The sequence below is a fragment of the Clostridium sp. CS1-1 genome, assembly GCF_056135525.1.
Window position 1 is genome coordinate 3923414 of record NZ_CM148680.1, and the last position, 20433, is coordinate 3943846.

Below are 20433 nucleotides of genomic sequence, written 5' to 3' on the forward strand. Positions count from 1 at the left end.
CAAAGTTTTATACACTTTCATGATTTCTAATAAAAGCATATAGTGCAAATTCATCATTCATTTTTTGTTCTATTAAATTTTGTTCCTTTATAAACTCTGACTCTTGTTTCTCCTTTAAGGACTGTACAGTTTTTCTATCAATTTGTTTTTCTTTAAGTTCTTCTCTCTTCTCCTGTAAAACTTTTTCCTTCTTCTTTAGTTCCTCCGTAGTTTCTGCTATACTGTAGTTTACAGCATTCAGATAAACATGTTTAATCTTACGTTCTATAGCTGATTCGGAACCACTAATTTCTCTATATCTATTATAATTGTCTTTAAGACTATTTAATTTTTCCTCTACTTTTAATTTTTCATTTTGAGCATCTTTAAAATTTCTTTTACTCTCTTCTTCTTTATCTATTCTTATATCAAGAAGTTTTTGGAGTCGGAATTTGTACTGTTCCATTTATTAACCCCCATTTTTTCGGTTAAGAGTTATTGACAGCTTTTCAACTATTAACTATTAACTATTTACATAAACATATTTTTCAATCTATTAATACTTTCGTTAAAACTTAAGTGTTCCTTCATACCCTGCCTTAAATAATTTATTATTTCATCATTATACTGTATAGCAAGGTCTATTTTCTTATTGCTTCCTTTCACATAGGCTCCTATATTAATTAAATCTTCTGAGTTTTTATAAGTTGCCATGAGATCTCTTGCAAAAGAAGCTGCACTTTTATGGTCATCCTCTGCTATTTCTGACATAAGTCTGCTTATACTATTTAATACATCTATTGCTGGATAATGATTCTTTCCAGCTAGTGTACGGGATAGCACAATGTGTCCATCAAGTATACCTCTTACAGCATCCGCAATTGGTTCATTAAAATCGTCACCATCTACTAATACTGTGTAAAAGGCAGTTATTGAGCCTTTATCTGACATACCGGCTCTCTCCATAAGCCTTGGCAGTTTTGCAAAAACAGAAGGAGTATACCCTTTTGTCGCCGGTGGCTCTCCGATAGCAAGTCCAATCTCTCTTTGTGCCATAGCAAATCTGGTTACGGAGTCCATCATTAAAATTACTTTTTTTCCTTTATCTCTAAAGTACTCTGCTATAGCTGTTGCTGTAAAGGCCCCTTTAAGCCTTACTAAAGCAGGCTTGTCCGATGTTGCGCAGACGATTATAGACTTCCGCATACCTTCTTCCCCTAAATCTTTTTCAAGAAAGTCTCTAACTTCTCTACCTCTCTCTCCTATAAGAGCAATTACGTTAACATCAGCTTCAGCATATCTTGCAATCATACCAAGTGTTGTACTTTTACCAACGCCACTACCAGCAAATATACCAATTCTCTGCCCTTCACCGCAAGTAATGAAACCGTCTATAGCTCGTACACCTGTAGGTATAACATCCTTAATTCTTCTTCTTTTCATTGGGTCAGGCGGCTCAGTATCTAAAGGATATAGGGTTCCACCAGTAAGCTCTTCACTGTCTAAAGGATTTCCTAGACCATCAAGCACTCTTCCAAATAAATCATCAGAACACCTTACACTCATAGGCTTACCCTCAGGAACTACCCTACAACCCGGAGCAATACCAATAAGCTCTCCAAGCGGCATCAATATAACGTTATTCTCCCTAAATCCAACAACTTCACAGGTAATAGGTTCATTTTTCTCATTATATATAGTACACACTTCACCAACGAAGGACTTTATTCCCTCAACCTCCACTGTAAGCCCAATAACCTTCTTAACTACCCCCTCGGAGTAAGTGAAAGTGGCTTGTTCAATTTTTTTATTTAAAACATCGAAGTTTAAACCAATCATAAAGCACCTCTCTGTTCGAATTTAGATTTAACAATTAAAAACTAAAAATATCCTTAGTTCTTAATTCTTAAATCTAAAAATCTTTACTTTTGTGTAAGTATTAAATAATTCAACTTTCAAATATGTATATATCTATTTAAATTTATATTAAGTTATATGTATGTGATTTGAGGCACATTAAACTGAGTTCTTAGTAATCTTAGCTTTGTATGAAGGTATATCTAATTGATTCTGAATATACATTAAACTGAGTTCTTAGCACTCTTAGATTGTATATCGTGAAAATTCAGCAAATTATACTTCTTTCCTCTTCGGAGATTTTTCACTTATAAGTTTAAGAGGTATGGGGTTCAATTTTGGTAGAGGTATCTATGTGTGATGCTGAGATACATTTAACTGGTTTTTCTAGTACTCTTAGCTTGTAAATTAAATTGTGAGAACCTTAGAACTTTTCACTTTCTGAGCGTCAGCGAGTTTGAAACGTTCTTAGGTTCTCGCAATTTACGAGCTGTAGAGTACTTAAAATCAGTTAACAGTATTGAAGCATTACACATGGATACCAGAACCTTATTTAACCACTTCACCCTACTCCACACTGTAAAGAATCTCCCTCACCTTATCCATTGCAATGTCTACGCTTACTACAACTTTCCCATTATCTCTCTCAATAACGACACTTCCCTCTTCAATGGATTCATCCGGTATTATAAATATATCACCTCTAAAAGGAAGTTGTTCTCTCCATGTTTCAACTTGTTCTCTAAACTCTTCACAATATAAAGCTCTACTTTTAATTATAAAGGTCCTAGTGTTCTTTGCCTTTGATAAGGCCTCAAAAACTATAGTATTTAAACCACCTTTATCTTTTACTTCTCTTTTCAGTATACTTTCTACTGTATTAATTATTAGATCTTTTAGTTCATTTTCTTTTTCTAATACATATCTCTCTTTTTCAGCTATGCAGGTTTTTAGAATATTATCTGCATTATTCTTTATGGCCTCTCCTTCCTGCATAGCCCTGTCAAAGTTACTTTGATAGCCTTCTTCGTACGCCTTATTAAACCCATCATTGTATCCATTTTCATTGCCTTCATTGTAACCTCTTTGATAAGCATTTTCATAAGCTTCTTTTTCAATTTGCTCCGCATCTGCATAGGCCTGAGATAGTATTGCATCCCTCTGTTTTCGTGCATCCTCAACCATAGTTCTTGCTAAGTTCTCATAACTATCTATGAAAGTCTTGGCATTAATTTCGCCAAGCTCTTTCTGATGTGATTCGTGCTTATCCTCAAAGGAAGTTACAATTGGTTTATTTCCTTCATTTACTACGCTGGTATTCTTAATAACTCTATACGATGATTGCATCTTCTCCACCTCTTGATAGTACTATTTCTCCAGCTTCATCTAATCTTCTTATAATACTTACAACCCTCTGCTGAGATTTTTCTACATCCATAAGTCTTACTGGACCTAAGAATTCTATATCTTCCTTCAACGCTGCAGCAGCTCTCTTTGATTGATTTCTGAAAATACAATTTGCAACTTCTTCTGAACATCCCTTGAGAGCAAGCGCAAGTTCCTTAGTTTCAACCTCTCTAAGAACTCTTTGTATAGAAACATCATCAAGAGTAATAATATCCTCGAATACAAACATAGACTCTTTGACTTTTTCTGCAAGTTCTGCATCTTCCTTTTCCAAGCCCTCTGTAATATTCTTCTCTGTAGTTCTGTCTACTTGGTTTAAGATATCAACAATAGTTTGAACTCCACCTATTACCTTCATATCAGATTTAACCACTGAAGATAATTTTTCATCTAATACTTTCTCTATTTCCTTTACGACTAGCGGTGAAGTATTACTCATATTAGCAATTCTGTATGCAACTTCTGTTTGGACATCTTCCGGAAGTGCAGATAATATTTGAGCTGACTTATCTGCTTGAAGATAGCAAAGTATTAAAGCTATGGTTTGGGGATGCTCATTAGATATAATATTTAAAAGTTGATGAGCATCTGCTTTTCTAGCTATAGCAAAAGGCCTAAACTGCTGAGTTGCTTCCGTAACCTTATCTAATATTTCCATAGCTCTTTGACTTCCTAAAGCCTTTCCAAGAAGTGTTCTAGCATACTCTATTCCACCTTCGGTCAAATAATCTTTCGCCTTATTCATCGCCATAAATTCTTGTAATATCTCTTGCTTTTGTTCCGATTTAACTGCCGTAATATTTGCTATTTCATAAGTTATTTTCTGTATCTCAGATTCTGGAAGCTTCTTTATTATACCGGAAGAAGCTTCCGGACCTAGTGTTATAAATAATATAGCAGCTTTCTGCACTCCTGTTAGCTTCTGAGCTTCTTTAGCCAAATTTTATCACCTCTCATCCTCTGCAAGCCATGATTTGATAATATCTGCAACTTGGTCCGGTTTTTCCTTTGCATAATTCTTAATTTCATTTTCTACGTGAGTTCTTTCATTTTCTTCATCAAGTTCTATAGGTTTAAACTTAGTATGCTGTTTTGCAGTCTCATCCATATCATCACCTATAAGCACATCAATTCCTTTGGATTTCAACTCACTTTGCATTAATTCTTCTTCCTCCGAATTCTTCTTTCTTCTCCATAATATAAATGCTATTATAGCCCCAAGAAGAATTGCAGCTCCAATGCCTATCATTGTATACATTTTAGTCTTTTGAGATTGTACCTCCGCCTTATTCATTGCATCTAAATCTTTCTTAACGTCATCCTTTATTGAAGTATCAAAAGGTATACCTTCAACACTTATAGTATCTCCTCTTTTATCATCATACCCTATAGCTGACACTGCAAGATTTCTTATAGAAGTTTTAGTTACATCATCCACATTACCATCTAAAGCCACCGATGCAGTTAATCTTTTTACAGCTCCTGGTGCTTTAATAGTTGTTTGCTCTACTTTAGAAACGTCATAGTTTTTAGTGGTTTCTTCGTGTGTTGATGTTCCGTTGTTAGTAGTATTTGTTGCAGTTGTATTGGACATATTATTATCAACAGGACTGCTCGTAGCTTGACTTCCTGGCACTGTAGAACTATCCTTTATCCCATGTTCACTAACCACAACACTTTTAGGGTCATAAGTTACCGAATCTTGTTTTACTGCATCAAAATCTAAATCTGCATTTACATTTACTTTAACTTTACCTTTTCCATAAATTGCTTCTAACATATTTAAAAGTCTTTTTTCTACATCTTTTTCATACTGCGATTTTAATTGTTGTTGTTTGTCTGCTGGTGTTGTAGCGTCTGTTATATCCTTTTTATTAGCATTGTATAAGTCCCTCGATAATAATGTCATCTTATCGTCAATAACCTGTACATTTTCCTTTGGTATATTTTTCACTGCCCCTGTTACTAATGCTATTATTGCTTTTACCTGATCATCATTTAGTTTTTGTCCTGGTTTTACCTTAAGAGTTACAGAAGCACTACCTGGCTCTGTATCTTTTACGAATGCGGTATCATCAGGCATTACAAGATGAACTCTCGCATTGTCTACCTCAGGAAAGCTCTTTATTGTTCTTTCTAATTCCCCTTGAAGCGCTCTTTGGTAATTAATCTTCATTTCAGCATCTGTCGATCCAAATTGACTTTTATCTAAAAGTTCAAATCCTTGACTACCATTCGTCATTGGTACTTCAGCAAGCATTTGCATTCTCAGTTTATCTACCTGTCCCTTAGGAACCAGTATAGAGTTGCCTTCTACCTTTGCCACTATTTTTTGATCTTGAAGTTTTTTATAGACCGCGGCTGAATCAGCTGGGTCCATATTAGAAAAAAGCACATCATATTTTGTTGAACCTAAAGATACCCCCAAAAACACTAAAGATGCTATAATTCCTGCAAAAATTACACCAAAAGCTATCTTCTTCGTTTTACTTAAACTGTTCCATTTACCAAATAAATTCTTAACCCCTTCTGATAGCTTACCCATCTAATTTAGCACTCCTTACTATATCTGCGTTCTATTTAATTCCTGATATGCCTCTACAAACCTATTTCTAATTTGAACTGCAAGTTCTAATGATATTTTGGCTTCTTCTGAATCAAGCATGACCTTGTGAATGTCATTCTCTTCTCCTTTGATAAACTTTTCTGTTGTATCTTCCGCTTTAAGCTGCTTATCATTAGTCTCATCTAGCTTTCCTTTTAAAAAGTCGCCGAATCCTATTGATCCTTTTTCTTTTTCTACCTTATTTTCCTTCCCAGCTATTTTCTCGAAAACTCTACTATCTGGTACAAATTGATTCACCTTCATATATTATTTCCCCCTATCTTCCTATTTCTAATGCTTTTTGAAACATAGCTTTTTCCGAATTTATTGCATTGATATTTGCTTCATATGCTCTTGTAGCTACCATCATATCTGCCATTTCATTTAATACATTTACATTTGGCATGTTGACATATCCATCGGCATCAGCATCTGGATTTGAGGGATCATATACTCTTCTAAGAGGTGAGTTATCATCTTCAATAGCTACTGCTTTTACCCCCATCGGCTTGTCTTCAAATTTCCCTGTCTCTTTATTTAATTCCTTATTTAAATTCTCTTGAAATACAGCGATTTTTCTTTTATAAGGTTGTCCGTTAGCACCCTTAGTAGTATTAACATTTGCTATATTTGAAGCTATTGTATCCATCCTAAGCCTTTCAGCAGAAAGTCCACTAGCACTAATTCTTAGCGTATTAAAAGTCTTAATCATAGAGCCTTATCTCCTTTCAAAAATTATCTTCCGTTAATTACAACTCTCTCCATTGCTATTCTATTATTAACCTGGCTTATTAGTGCATTATACATCAATGTATTTGCAGCTTGATTTACGGTTTCATTATCTATATCTACATTGTTACCATCTTCTCTCATATCTGAAGATTTATCTGTTTCCATCTTTATTTCCCCAGGCTTGTTCACGTCTTGTATATGCTTATCATCTGTCTCTTTCATTTCTAGATTATTCTGGTTTTCCTTTAGAGTTTCTTCGAAAGTGACATATTGTCTTTTATATCCCTTAGTATTTATATTTGCAATATTATTTGCAATGGCCTTACTTCTAAGAGTGCTGGCATCCAACCCCTTTTTTAACAAATCATAAACCTGTTGATCTTTCGACATGTTTTTTATATTCAAAATTATCAACCTCCACTACTAATACTGTTTGAATATTTAAATAAATTCTCCTCGTATTTTACATGATTCTGTAATTTGTCCTTAATTATTGCTAAATTTTTATTCTCCAAAAATATTTTATCATAAAACAACACAGTTGTGTCATTTTTATATAAAGTTGTTACTAAAATATTAAATTTCATTATAATCTAAATTAAAATAACAAATGAATACCTAGAATCACTTGTAAATATTTGTAAATACAGCACTAAAATTAATAATCTCATTTTATCCCTATTATTATACAATACAGAGGTATAATTTGCTACTTTTTTAGGTATAATTTGCTAGTATTGTTAAATAGATTTTTTATTTTAATTAAACAAACAAATACTTAAATCATATTGCTATATTTAAACTTTATACTACTCTATAATCTAAGATACCATCTATATAAAGTAATTGTAAATAAGAAAGTGCTACCACTTTTATATACTTTTTAGCACAGGATATGCTAAAGCCTTGTATTTCAAAGTCTCTATTTTTTTTATCATATACTAGGGAATTTTAGGGATTAATTTATTTTTGTGGTATATGCTAAAATTCAATATAAACTCATAAGCAACTAAGTCATAGAAAGTTGCAATTTCATAGCTCTTATATATTTTGTAGAAATAAAAACAGTAGTGACTTTTTAGCTTTCCTAAATAGTTACTACTGTTCCTTATTCCCCTATATGCATAAGATTATTATATTGTCGCTAATACTTTAAGTATTAGCGGCTTTTCACATTCTCAAGTATTCTTAAAACATCCTGTGGAAACTTATTTGTTTGTACCATCATTGCATTTCCAGCTTCTGCAAGCAAGTTGCTTTTTGTGAGCTCCATCATTTCCTGAGCTATATCAGCATCCCTCAAATTGCTATCTGCTCCTTGTATTTTATCTGAGATTTCATTTAGGTCTTGAAAACTACTTTCAAATCTATTTTCTAAAGCTCCATATTTACTTCTTATTGAGCCTATTTTGTCTATTGCATTATCTACAATTTGTAATGCTGTATCTATCGGTTTATTTACTATATCTATCGATTTTAAATTATTTGTATCATTCTCATCTTTTTTTCCTAACTCATCTACTGCTAAATTACTCAATGGAATATCAATGTTCTCTCCAGCATTTGCACCTATTGGCATTCCTAATTTCTTATTTTCTGCTAACAGTTTTACTCCATTAAATTCAGTATTTTTAGCTATACTATCAATTCCACCTACCATTTGATTTATTTCATTCTGAATGGTTTGTTTGTCCTCAGGATTATTAATTCCACTACCAGCCTGCACTGTAAGTTCCCTTATCCTTTGAAGCATTGATGTAATTCCATCTAACCCACCTTCTGCTGATTGAAGCATACTTACTCCATCCTGTGCATTTCTTCCCGCCATTTGAAGCCCTCTTATCTGCATTCTCATTCTTTCACTTTGAGCTATAACGCTAGGATCATCCTTTGCATTATTTATTTTATATCCAGTAGATATTTTTTCTAGAGCAGAACTTTGCTTATCAAGTGCTTTTGAATAGCTCCTATATACATTTAATGAGGCTATGTTGTGACTTAATCTCATAAATACTCACTCCGTATCTTTATTTATATTAACCTGTAAAAATAAAATCTTAGTATCCTTCAAATATCTTACTTCCCATTATCTATATTAGAATCATATCTCTATAAAAATTCGAAATTCCAACTAGACTTCAGATGTTTAAACCTTTTTATTATATTCTAACTATAATTCCTATAATGAAGTTAAGACTTGAGTCAGGTATGGTTTCAACCCAATCTGATTCTTAGTCGGATAAATTAGAACTCCCTATCTGAAGATAACTTGCCTTAAACCTATTATCGATAAGGCATTTTATATCTTTAGTTTTTTTTACATAAGTATACTAAGTAGATTTAATTAAAAAAAGTTATAAGCTAGACTCAAATGTCTAACTTATAACTTTAATTTTAGTTTATAGTAACATTTACTTTATCGTTTGATTTGCTGATATCTAGAGTTCCTGATCCAACTAAAGTTGAACCGTCTCCTTCATAGAAGTATATTTTAGTGCCATTTCCGCTTAGTATAAAAACTCCTGTTTCATTTAAGTTATAGAGTTTATCCGTTCCTTCTATTTTAAACTTTTTAATATCCGTATTAGATGCAGACACTAGCGTTATTCTCTTAAAGGCAGATAGTGCCTGAACTGCTGGAACCTCAACTTTTACGATAGCATCTTTAAGACTTCCACTTGTAACAGTAAAATCCATTAAAGTTGATCTTTTTAAATTCTCTCCTTTTTTAGACTTCGCAGTAGATTTATCAATTTTTATTTCATAAGTATGTCCTATTGTATAACCCTGTGAAGGCGCGCTGATAACTATAGAATTTTCACTTTTACCTTGCATAATAGTCACGCCCATAACTATATTTAGATTTTTATCCCTAACCTTTATACTATTTTTTATTGAACTAAAATCAGCCGGTGACTTAAAGTCTATAGTCCAAGTTTTATTAACATTATTAGTTATCTTAGTTTCTATCCTTTTATCAGCTTCATCTGCTAAAGCTGTAGTAAAAGAAAAAGAAAAACTAATTAGAAATATTATAAATGTTAATAATGCTTTTTTTCTTAAATTTTTCAAAAGTATTCCTCCTAACTAAACTCTAATATAGTTTCAAACTCTAAATTAAACTTTCGTTTATTCCTATAATCTATTAGTTATTTTACTTGTAATTGGATAGTTCCAGCTAGATTAATCCCTGCTTTGTCATCTACATAGGTAACACTTATATAGGTAGTCCCCTGAATTAATCCATTTAAATATGCTTGACTTAAGATAATTGTACTTCCACTTATAGAGTAATCTCTATCTTTTACTAAAGTACTAGTTCCCTTCTTAAGTTGAAGATTACTTAACACATCATTATTTGGTGTAACTTCTTTATTATTTTTATCAAGCTGATGAATCTGGAATGTTAAATCATTTAAGCTACCCTTTGTAAATTCAGATGTTCCAGCAAACTCAAAACGTGCCGCTGAGAGTACAGGTATAACTAACTTTCCTGTTAAGTAGCTTCCCGAACCACTGGAACCACTTATTTGTCCTGTTATAGTAAGCTCGTTATTATCACTATGTAGTTCATTCAGGAATATAGTTTCTAATTCCAAAGCCTTTCCGCCATCTAATAACTTGTATCTTTGTGAAGAATCATTACTGATTTCAGTTCCTTCATAATTAATGGTAATATCGTCTGTGAATACAACAGCATTTCCTGAAGTATCCTTTGCATTAAGAAGTACTTTTACAGGTAGCAGTGGAGCATGTCCAGCTATAAATGGCGTAAAGCCGTCAACAGTAGGGGTTAAATTAGCCTGACTTTCAACTACACTTAAAGTAAATCCATCAGATAGCCCTATGCTGCTATTTGTAACTTTTACAGTATAATCACCTGCATTTAAACGTCCTAGATAATCACTATTTAGAATAACCATAGGATTGCTATTTTCAACATTCTTAATGGTATAATTAGTAATAGGTTCTCCATTTACTGATACGATTACATCTTGCAGCTTAGTCACTGAATTTCCATTTATATCTGTTGGAATTTTATTTACAGTTCCAGTTATTCCAATATTGATACCTTCATTGTTGCCGTTATCAGGGGCATACCCTTTCGTAAATTTAGTCTGACTTGGAACTAATTTAAAGTCAGCTGCAGAATTTACTACTACTGTGAATTTTGTATCAATGCTAACTCCAGCCTTATCTATTAATGTCAAAACAAACTCATTATTACCAACTGGCAAAGTAGCTAAATAACCTTTATTCAATATTATTACGTTGTTTACAGTATCAACAGTATAATCTGAAATTGCCAGTCCATTCTTAGTTATAGTGATACCATAGTTATCACCAATATTCCCAATAGGTAATCCACTTGCAGCTTTACCAGTAATTCTGACATTAACAGTTGAGATAGGGTTTTTCGCACTAAACTTATCACCTGCTACAGTAGCTTGTATACCTGAAACAGACATTTCAGAATTTAATAATACTTTTCCTGCTTCGCTGGAGTATTTGTTACCATCATTATCTTCTCCTACTAGGTAAATATCGTACCATCCTGTATTAAGAGCAATTCCTAAACTATCAGTTTTAATATTTTCCGTTCCTGTGTAAGTATCTTCACTAGCTGACCAGTAGTTTGTATTAGCTAAATCATATTTTATTGAAGGAAGTGAGTTTAAATCAAAAGCTCTACCTTTTTGTAAAACATATATACTCCTTTTAGTAATGTCAACTGGTAATGAACCACATGTAACACTTAAATCTCTTCCATCTGAACCATTATATCTACTATCATTATCAGTTGCAGAGATAATTCTTGGTGCATATACACTTGCCTTTACTGAAACCTTTGCTCCACTTTCTGTTTTTCCTTTTTCTTTTCTTGTTATTCCTAAATCGGCATCTTTTATACTATTAAGGTTTGTGTAATCAATCAGTGTACTTACATCAACATTACTGATCACTACTAGACCATCCTGCTGAGCTATACCTTGTCCTAATAGAGCTTCTGTAGCTGTACCACTGTATAGTTTTATAGCGTCCCCTGATTTTACACTATATTGTTTTCCTGAAGCTGGCTGCTCTTTTATAGTAATTGTATCTCTATTCCCTGGGTTATTTATCAAGGTAACTGTATAGGTGCTATCAGTATTAGAATTTAGCTCACCAGAAGCAGCCGATTGAGTATACTTTATAGGATACCCTCCAAGAAGAACTCCGTTATAAACAATTGAGTCATTGTTGTAAACAGGTCTATTCATATCCCAATAAATAGGAATGTTGGAACCTGTAGTGTTATCTGCATAAGTTACTGTATCTATTTTTTGTGGTGGTAATCCTGTACCTGATAAATTACCTGTATATTGAATAATCTTCTTTGCGTTCTCTTTTTGTGGTTGAGTAACTGCATATGTAGCTTTACCAAACTTATCTACAGTTATATCTAATCTACTTAGCTTACCAGCTTGACTATAATATAACGTATTAGAATTTACTATATATATGTTATCTACTGTTGATGAAACAACAAGCTCAGCATTTCCACCAGATTTATTTACTCTGTACAACTTACCACCATCAACTAGACTTTTATAATAAATATAATCTCCTATTACATTTATGTTAGCAGCTTTATCTACTTTTGAAGTACGAGTACTGCTATTATAAAGGTTAATTGAAATCTTAGTATTTCCGTTATACACATATCCGTCCGTAGTACAGTATATTAAATCACTATCACTAGTACCTGTTATTTCTTCTACGCTACTTTGCGAAACTTTAGTTGTCTTACCATCCGAGGAAGTATACTTGTATAATGTATTTAAATCATTCATATTAGTATAATATATGTCATCCCCCATAACATTTAAAGTTTTTGCTTTTAATGCTCCTCCGTTTACAGGCGCTATATTTCCTAATGTATCTAATCCGTAAATTAAATTATCTAAAGTATTTATAAAGTATATAATATTATTAGTTCCATTTGACGGTGCGATATAGCTTACAACATAATCCGTTCCATCTAAAGATTTTACTTTCTCTCTGGATGTAATATCATTGCTCTTCATTCTATATAATTTACTACCATCTGATAAATTACTGTAGTATATCCATGTGTCAGTACCAATCTTTTTTATACATAAATACTTAGCACTATCTTCACTTATTTCGATATTTGTAGCTCCTGTTAAATCTCTTTTATAAAGTTTTCCTCTGTCTGAACTATTAATATAGTATATATATTGACCATCATAAGCTACTTCACCTGTATTCTGTATATTTCCTGATGGATTATCACTTGGATCCACCGGCGCCGCAGCATCTTGAACTTTATTAAGTGTACATGTTAAGGCAACTGTTTGCCCTGTTTTCACATTGGATAAATCTAACTGACCTTCTGCAATTTCATCGCCACTTGTATTTAATCCATAAACTGTAATTTTTTTAGAGTTTGTAATATAATATATAGATTGATCTGCAGCACCTTTTTCAAAAGGAGTTAGTCCATCAATTTTAATCTTTGCTAGACTAGTATCTATCTGGTTCGCCGAAATATCTGAGTCATAGAACTCTTTATCATACTTTAGAGTTACCACATAACTATTTTGAATAAAACTATTTAATGTTACATTAAATTTTAAAACTGGCTTCTCGTTGAATGAAAGTTCACCATTTCTTAGAGAATACTGTACCCCTTCACCAGGATAACTAGCTGAATTATAAGTAATATATGATTTTCCTCCTGACGTAGTAAGCGGTAAATCCTTTTCTTGAATTTTAGTACCAGTAAATATATCACTGATGCTTTGATCACTACCAACAAAATAAATTCCAAGATTACTACTAGAACTTAATGCTCCGTTTATTTTGTTTAAAAAGCTCGTATCAAATAAACAGTTTACATCATAGGCATTACTATTAATAATAACTGTATTTGCCGGCAATTTGGCATGAACTATAGAAGCTTTTCCAGCCACAAATACCAATGTAGCTAATATAAGCATTTTTGTTTTCTTCATTTCTTCTTCCTCCTTAGAAAAATATTTTCTGCAACGTAATTCCTTATTAATATTTTTATCTCCTAATATGTAAAAGAATTCTACTATGTTAAGTTTATACCAAATATGTATAAATTTCAACCTATGGCCTATTATAGGAATATGAAAATAAAAAAGCCAGAAAAGATTTTCTCTTCTCTGACTTTTTATATAATATACTTTTATCCGATGACTACCCGCTCAAAAACTCCATCTGATGCCAAGGGCTCTATTTATTTTATAATTTGCAATGTCATATTATTTGATGATTTATCTACACTTAATGCAGCTTCCCCTAATTTAGTTCCGTTTCCATCATAAAAATACACTGTAGTCACATTTCCAGCTACACCTACAACCATTGGAGAACCAATATTAAACATATTAGGATTTTCATCTATTCTATATTTTGTTGCATTTGGTAATGTAGTTGAATTTATAGTTATCTGTTTTAATACTGGAAGAGCTGCAGCCACAGATACACTAGCTGAAGCAGTATAACTAGAACTGCTGCTTTCTGTAATCTTGAAATTCATTAAAATACTCTTCTTCAGTTTCCCTTTATTCTTCGACTTAGCTATACTATTATCAATTTTTATTTCATAAGTATGTGATTTTGTATAACCATTTGGGGGAGGGACAATTTTTACAGAGGAGTATTCATTTCCCTCAGTAACATTTACATTAACTATACTACCATTTGTTTTATCCTTAACCTGTATACTATTTTTAATTGCGTCAATGTCAACATCGGAATTAAATTTTATCGTCCATACCTTATTTATATTGCTAGTGCTTTTATCGCTTATTTGGTTCACATCCGTATCGCTAGCAAATACCATGGTTGATACCAAAAGTATACATAATCCTAGTACAGCAACTATTGCCTTACTTTTTTTCCTTATGCTGTTCACTATGTTTTCCTCCTTTAGAAACAAAGGTTAAAGAATTTTAACCTTTGTTTTATTTTTAAAAATAAGTTTAACCTTATGGAGTTGGTCCTATATCCTGTATTACTGAAGGTGGAACAGTAGCTGTACCCTTCACTCTTATATGAACATATTGATTTGTTGTAGCAGATATATTATCTAACTCGCCAGCTAATGATGCTGACGCAGATTTTACATTACTGCTCCACTCTGTTGAATCTTGACTTAGTGTACTAGAGCTATTTACTACATATTCATAAGTTACACCAAAAGTTAATCCAGTTATCTTTATAGTACCAGTATTGGTTCCTGGCTCTAAAGTTCCAGCTGGTGCTGCCTTTCTAACTACTAGTGATTTTCCAGCTGGATGGAATTGACTAGGCTTTGTTTCTGGATCGGTAATACCTTTCCACTCATAGGAAGTTACAATTGAATAGATACCTGAGTTAGAAGGCTTATTTATATCAAGAGATATAATATCTCCCTTAACGCCACTTATTCCTGTTATATCTATAATTCCATTTACTATATTTGCTGAGCCAATTCCACTATATATTACGTCAGTTAAAGGATAATTTACCGCTATTTTTACTTCACCATTAGCAAAATTATCTCCTAATGTATATTTTACATTTATATAACTTCCATCTACAATTGTATCTACAGGATCAATGTCTAGTGCCCCCTGAACAGTATCATCAACTGCATTAATAGCTTGTCTATAACTTGCATTTAATACTTTGATATCACCACTATAGTTGTAAGTTTTTGTTACATAGATATAATCGCTACTGCTAGCTGGAATTATATCACCTTTTGTATACAACTTCCATCCGTTAGTTGCATCAGTGTATTCCGAAACATCAGTCTTGTCTACAATAGATATGCTATCTTTATACTTTAACAGTGCAGTAGGTTGTGAATGTACTACTTTATAATAGTATGCATAGTTAGTATCGCCTTGTGGTAAATCCTTTAATGATAGAGATACTGATTTTCCTGTAACATCCTTAATAGAAGTTGTTGAATATTCATCTACCTCAGGAGCTAAACCAGCATCGTATGTCATCTCAAGCGGCTCACTTTCCTTACCAGTAATACTTGTCCTTGTAATATATATTGTTCCACCAGCCTCATCTAGAGAGTTTAATCCTGATAAAACAAAGTCACAAGTATATTTCTTATAATCCTCAATTGGAGTATTATCTGCTTTTACAGTTTGTGCCTGTAAAAGCACTTTAACACCATTTTTCATTGCATATACTTTTATCAAATCATCCTTTTTAAGTAATGCATTTCCAGAACCTGAGCCTATGTGTATAGTATCATTCACCCCTTGAGCATAGTTAGTTATTACAATACCATTTGTATCGTCTAATGGCTTAGAAATTTCAGTAGTTGCTGTTCCGTTCGCCTCTGTTACATCACTTTCTGCTATACCTGGTGTTGTTACTGTTACATATACTAAAGAGCTATCATTTGGAAGCACCTTATCTCCTGTTAATGTTACAGTAGCTACTCCTGTTGAATCTGCAACTGCAGTTCCAATTCTCTGAGTTTTATTTGAATCTCTATATATTGTTACTGCATCATTAGGATTTAAGCCTTTAACTATTATATAATCATCCTGTGTATTTGCGTGGTTAATTACACTAATGTTATCCACAAGTGGTGCTTTACTCTTATTAATAGATTGGAATGTAATCGCATTACCATATCCAACTATTACACCTTTATAAGTAAGACTGCCATTTTTATTATTCGAACCACTCTTCATATCCCAATCTACAACCAGCTGCTGTTGGCTGTTATCACTCATGATTGCAGTAACCTTGTCTGGCATATAATCCTCAATATTATTCACCTTTCCAATTATAGGAACAGCTGAAGAAACAATCTTATCATAACTAACTACTTTTAAGTCTAATTTTGGTTTAGCTATTGCTTGTGTATAATATTTTACGGTCTTTTTGCCTTTTGAATCAACAGACTCTAAAGGTTTATCTGTAGCCACATAAAGCTTTCCAGCCTTAGTATAGTAAACTAAATCACTACCATTATCATTTACAACATTAATGGAATCAACTGTAGCATCGTCTGCATATTTGCTAGCCTTTATTGTATAGTTATTTAGCCCAGGAGCTAAATACAACTTTTTACTGTCCACATTACTAACATAATAAATATTATCTCCTATTATATTAAAATCAGAAATTTTATCATTAACTGTTGTAGTTGTTCCACTCTTATCTGTAACATCTACTTTAATGTTAATCCATTGCGGAGTTCCCTGGCCAACTTTATCAATTCTATATAGTTTATTTTGGTCTGTACTATAAAAAATATCAGAATCAGTCACTGTAATATAATTAGCATTATCATCACTTATTTTTGATCTATAGTTACCATCTGTATGAATAGAGTATAGTTTATTTTTATCGGAACGATTGCTGTAATATATTACATCTCCTCTTAGATTCAAAAACTGCGCTTCATCATCTGATACCTTAGTAGAGGCAGCGGAAGTTAAGTTAACTGCATCTACAGGTACTTTATATATTTTTCCTTTATCATTTTGATTAGAATAGTAAATGTATCCGCCTCCTACATTTATATAGGATGCTCTATCATCACTTACTTTTCTTCTGACAGTACCATCAGTTTTAACTTTATATATCTTTTGTCCATCGGAGTAATTTGAATAGTATATCCAATCCCCTACTACATTAATATACTTTGCGTTATCTTCTGCTATCTTATAATCTTGTACTCCAACAGTATTTTTTCTATAAAGCTTTCCACTATCAGCCGTATTGCTATAATAAAGCCATCTATCGTCTACTTTGTCGCTGCCAGAAGAATATTGGTCTACATTATTATTTTTTGCAACCAATCCCCCGTTATTTATATTAGAATATAGATTACCATTGTTGTTATAATCTGGTTCCTTATAATCAGTTGGTGTAAAACTAATAGAGGCTAAACCAGTTTTTGATACATCCACATCTCCATAGGCTATGACATTATAATCTGCCGATAGCACAGAAAGTCTTTCAACATTAGCTGCTGCTATTAATGTAATTTGATAATCGGTATTATTAATATTAGTTGTGTCTATCGGCAATATTTTTTTAACAGTATCACTATCTTGAACCTTAAAATATTTCGCACTTGGATAAATGGCACTTACATTCTTTAATTTTATATTAATAGCCTTTAAGGTTCCAACCATAGGAGTAGTTTGAACCTCTGCATACCCAAATGGACTTGACTCAACATAAGTTATTCCATTAAAACTTAGGGTATGTCTTACACTAGCATCATCAATATAGGTAATATTACTATTATTATTGTAACTTTTCTTTATGTTCTCACTTAAAGCACCTTCTCCTATAGGGTTCCCTGTAAAAAGAGATGTTATAGTAGATCCATCAAAGTAATATATATCACCTACAGTACCAGAACTTAATAAGTCATTTAGCTCTTTTACATGTTTAGTTAAATAATTGATGTCATATCCTTTATTTCCAACGTATATAGCTTGCGGATAAAGCTGTGCATGTGCTTTTCCACCAACGCCTAATGCAATAATCGTCGCTATTACAATAGCTCTAGTCTTTTTCATTAGTACTACCTCCATATATACTTTAGTTTATTGCGTTACATTCAAAGTAATCTTAACCTGTTGACTATAATTTTTTATAGTTCCATTTACATAGTAAATTTGTGGATTTCCTAAGTCTGCATAAGGAGGATCCCATTTTAATACCTTTGCATGCTTCACACTTCCGTCGGATGTTATTACTCTTATAGTATCAGGCATCTTATAGGTCTTTCCTATATATTCACTCTTTGTTATAGTTATTCGAGTATCATCTGGATATATTGAATCAATTTTCGGTTTAATGATTACATTAATTTTAACCTTATTAGTAGAACCTGTAAGAGTTCCCATAAGGGTTATAGTTGATATAGAGCATTTCTCTAAATCATCTGACTCAACACCATTTGTATCTACATTAGTAGTTGTCCAAGTCACCGGTAGTGATTTTCCTGTGTCTGGGTCCGTAGCTTTAGTCGGCAACTTATATGGAACTCCTTGTGGTACTTCTATAGGATCTAAAGTAGTAATAATGGTATTTGAGTTGTCATCATAATCAGGATCATTTGGATCTACTCCACCTTCATCCTTAATAATTAGAATTAATTTCGCAACTCCAGTGTAACCACTTACAGTTCCATCGTAGGTATAAACTCCTGGGAAGTTAGGATATGGTTTTTCTTCTCCCCAAACTACACTTACATTCCTTGTAGTATTATCGCCCATATTTGCTACAACTGTACTAGGTAATTCAAATTCAGATCTCGAATTAACAGTTATTTTTATATTGTTTAGGCCTTTAATATTAGAATCGGCCTTTATACTCATGGTGAGCTTAACTTTTTTACTATATTTTTCTACTGTACCATAAAATACATAAGTTCCTGGTTTATTTCCGTCTTGTGTTCCATAGTCCCAATTCACTGGCACATTACTAAAAGTTCCATCTGTCATCTGAGCAACAACAGTAGAAGGTGGTGTATAAATTGCTTTACTACTTGAAGTTGTCACTATATCACTAATCTTATAAGGTAGTGGCTTTACTACAAGTGTAGTAACTACATTAGTGCCAGTTCCATTTATCTTACCATTAAAAGTGTAGATTCCAGGTTTTGTAGTATTTACTTTTGTAAGACTCCAAGTTACAGGAACTTCTTTCTTATTGCCATCACTAGCTGTTACTACCATAGTAGGTCTTGGAGTATATTTTTCATTCTGCCATATTGTGTCAGTTATGTTTTCTGTTTGTGAAACTCCTAATGGTAAAGTCTTTGCAATCTGTTCTGCTTCATAACTTACAGCAGATGGCCCTCCTAAAACCTTAATATTATTTATTATATGAGATTTTAGAAATTTTTCTGTAGACTCCGACATTGGACTATCTACAAATAGAACTGGTGATGAAGTTTGAGGTGCTATTGCGGAAGCTCCTAATGAATCGGGAAAATCCTTAGCAGAAGCAATATATAATGTTCCTGTACTTATTTCATTTTTAAATGCTTCTATAACACTTGTGTTTACTTCATATTTATCGGTACCTTGCCCAACTCTTTTAATATTAGGTAAATCTTTAACGATATTATCACTTATTTTATCTGTTCCACCAACTACATAAATCTGATTGGCCTTTTTGTTTGCCTGCAAATATTTATCTACAGAAGCAGGTGCCGAATCTTTACCTGTTAAAATTATAGGCATTCCTTTAAGTGCAGCTATTGACGCTATTGATATTCCATCATGATAGTCATCACCATTTACCAATACAATCTCATTTGCTTTTCCAAGTTTACCAGCCACTTGCAATGCAGTTTCGTACCTATTCGCTCCTCCAAATCTTGTAACCTTTATACCTCTGGCAGTAAGGGCGTCCTCTATAGTTTGATGAACTACTCCTTTTCCACCAATTATAAAAATATTTTTCACATGTAATCTATTTATTTCTGAAGATGTATAAGGACTTAATGTATCCGCACCGGTAAGTAGAATTGGCGCATTATATTTTCTTGCTAAAGGTGCTGCCGATAAAGAATCCGGAAAATTCTCTCCATTTACCAGTATAGCATATGCTGTATCCTCTTTCCATCCATCCATGCTTACTTTAGCTGCAGTTTCATATCGGTTCATTCCATTATATCTATTTACTATATCAGCTGCATGAACTTTGGTGAATGATGAGGAAAGCATAATTGATACAGCTGAAACTAATATCGCAATCTTTTTACTCTTAAGAACTCGTCCCAATTTAATATTTTCCATTAATATTAAAACTCTCCTTTCTAGGTTTCT

General features: G+C 32.7%; 14 protein-coding genes. All 14 read right to left on the minus strand.

Features of this window, described 5'->3' with window-relative positions; translation table 11 throughout:
* Positions 1 to 7 precede the first annotated feature (7 nt).
* The 14 genes from fliJ to AC0N0V_RS18560 all read right to left on the minus strand — a co-directional run bounded on the left by fliJ (position 8) and on the right by AC0N0V_RS18560 (position 20403).
* Complete coding sequence (gene fliJ / locus AC0N0V_RS18495) at positions 8 to 445, minus strand: flagellar export protein FliJ (RefSeq protein WP_474460150.1); 438 nt, start codon at positions 443 to 445, stop codon at positions 8 to 10.
* A 65-nt stretch (positions 446 to 510) separates the two neighbouring features.
* Positions 511 to 1818 carry a flagellar protein export ATPase FliI gene (gene fliI / locus AC0N0V_RS18500; RefSeq protein WP_474460152.1) on the minus strand — a complete coding sequence of 436 codons (1308 nt, stop codon included), beginning with the start codon at positions 1816 to 1818 and terminating at the stop codon, positions 511 to 513.
* Positions 1819 to 2403: 585 nt separating this feature from the next.
* Positions 2404 to 3183 carry a FliH/SctL family protein gene (locus AC0N0V_RS18505; RefSeq protein ID WP_474460154.1) on the minus strand — a complete coding sequence of 260 codons (780 nt, stop codon included), beginning with the start codon at positions 3181 to 3183 and terminating at the stop codon, positions 2404 to 2406.
* On the minus strand, positions 3167 to 4183 hold the full coding sequence (fliG, locus tag AC0N0V_RS18510) for a flagellar motor switch protein FliG (protein ID WP_474460156.1): 1017 nt from the start codon (positions 4181 to 4183) through the stop codon (positions 3167 to 3169). Before fliG ends, AC0N0V_RS18505 begins: the two co-directional genes overlap by 17 nt.
* Positions 4184 to 4189: 6 nt before the next feature.
* Positions 4190 to 5788, minus strand: coding sequence for a flagellar basal-body MS-ring/collar protein FliF (gene fliF / locus AC0N0V_RS18515; protein WP_474460158.1), 1599 nt, complete (start codon positions 5786 to 5788; stop codon positions 4190 to 4192).
* Between the two features lie 18 nt (positions 5789 to 5806).
* Positions 5807 to 6112, minus strand: coding sequence for a flagellar hook-basal body complex protein FliE (gene fliE / locus AC0N0V_RS18520; protein ID WP_474460160.1), 306 nt, complete (start codon positions 6110 to 6112; stop codon positions 5807 to 5809).
* A 13-nt stretch (positions 6113 to 6125) separates the two neighbouring features.
* Complete coding sequence (gene flgC / locus AC0N0V_RS18525) at positions 6126 to 6560, minus strand: flagellar basal body rod protein FlgC (protein ID WP_474460162.1); 435 nt, start codon at positions 6558 to 6560, stop codon at positions 6126 to 6128.
* Between the two features lie 23 nt (positions 6561 to 6583).
* Positions 6584 to 6985: a flagellar basal body rod protein FlgB gene (gene flgB / locus AC0N0V_RS18530; RefSeq protein ID WP_474460164.1), complete on the minus strand. Its 402-nt coding sequence runs from the start codon at positions 6983 to 6985 to the stop codon at positions 6584 to 6586.
* Positions 6986 to 7739: 754 nt separating this feature from the next.
* On the minus strand, positions 7740 to 8588 hold the full coding sequence (locus tag AC0N0V_RS18535) for a flagellin N-terminal helical domain-containing protein (RefSeq protein ID WP_474460166.1): 849 nt from the start codon (positions 8586 to 8588) through the stop codon (positions 7740 to 7742).
* A 386-nt stretch (positions 8589 to 8974) separates the two neighbouring features.
* Positions 8975 to 9652 carry a hypothetical protein gene (locus AC0N0V_RS18540; RefSeq protein WP_474460168.1) on the minus strand — a complete coding sequence of 226 codons (678 nt, stop codon included), beginning with the start codon at positions 9650 to 9652 and terminating at the stop codon, positions 8975 to 8977.
* Positions 9653 to 9729: 77 nt separating this feature from the next.
* Entirely contained in the window at positions 9730 to 13599 is a 3870-nt protein-coding gene (locus tag AC0N0V_RS18545; RefSeq protein ID WP_474460170.1) for a DUF5050 domain-containing protein, read from the minus strand.
* A 251-nt stretch (positions 13600 to 13850) separates the two neighbouring features.
* Complete coding sequence (locus AC0N0V_RS18550) at positions 13851 to 14531, minus strand: hypothetical protein (RefSeq protein ID WP_474460172.1); 681 nt, start codon at positions 14529 to 14531, stop codon at positions 13851 to 13853.
* 73 nt (positions 14532 to 14604) lie between these two features.
* The gene (locus AC0N0V_RS18555) at positions 14605 to 18171 is read right to left on the minus strand and encodes a DUF5050 domain-containing protein (protein WP_474460175.1); all 3567 of its coding nucleotides are present in this window, start codon (positions 18169 to 18171) and stop codon (positions 14605 to 14607) included.
* Positions 18172 to 18198: 27 nt separating this feature from the next.
* A complete protein-coding gene (locus tag AC0N0V_RS18560; protein WP_474460177.1) occupies positions 18199 to 20403 on the minus strand; it encodes an Ig-like domain-containing protein in 2205 nt (734 codons plus the stop codon).
* Between the last annotated feature and the right edge of the window lie 30 nt (positions 20404 to 20433).

Coding starts and splice junctions, on each gene's coding strand:
- AC0N0V_RS18545 (WP_474460170.1), bottom strand. CDS start 13,599: ATGAAGAAAACAAAAATGCTTATATTAGCTACATTGGTATTTGTGGCT.
- AC0N0V_RS18505 (WP_474460154.1), bottom strand. CDS start 3,183: ATGCAATCATCGTATAGAGTTATTAAGAATACCAGCGTAGTAAATGAA.
- fliF (WP_474460158.1), bottom strand. CDS start 5,788: ATGGGTAAGCTATCAGAAGGGGTTAAGAATTTATTTGGTAAATGGAAC.
- fliI (WP_474460152.1), bottom strand. CDS start 1,818: ATGATTGGTTTAAACTTCGATGTTTTAAATAAAAAAATTGAACAAGCC.
- AC0N0V_RS18535 (WP_474460166.1), bottom strand. CDS start 8,588: ATGAGATTAAGTCACAACATAGCCTCATTAAATGTATATAGGAGCTAT.
- AC0N0V_RS18555 (WP_474460175.1), bottom strand. CDS start 18,171: ATGAAAAAGACTAGAGCTATTGTAATAGCGACGATTATTGCATTAGGC.
- fliE (WP_474460160.1), bottom strand. CDS start 6,112: ATGAAGGTGAATCAATTTGTACCAGATAGTAGAGTTTTCGAGAAAATA.
- fliJ (WP_474460150.1), bottom strand. CDS start 445: ATGGAACAGTACAAATTCCGACTCCAAAAACTTCTTGATATAAGAATA.
- AC0N0V_RS18560 (WP_474460177.1), bottom strand. CDS start 20,403: ATGGAAAATATTAAATTGGGACGAGTTCTTAAGAGTAAAAAGATTGCG.
- flgC (WP_474460162.1), bottom strand. CDS start 6,560: ATGATTAAGACTTTTAATACGCTAAGAATTAGTGCTAGTGGACTTTCT.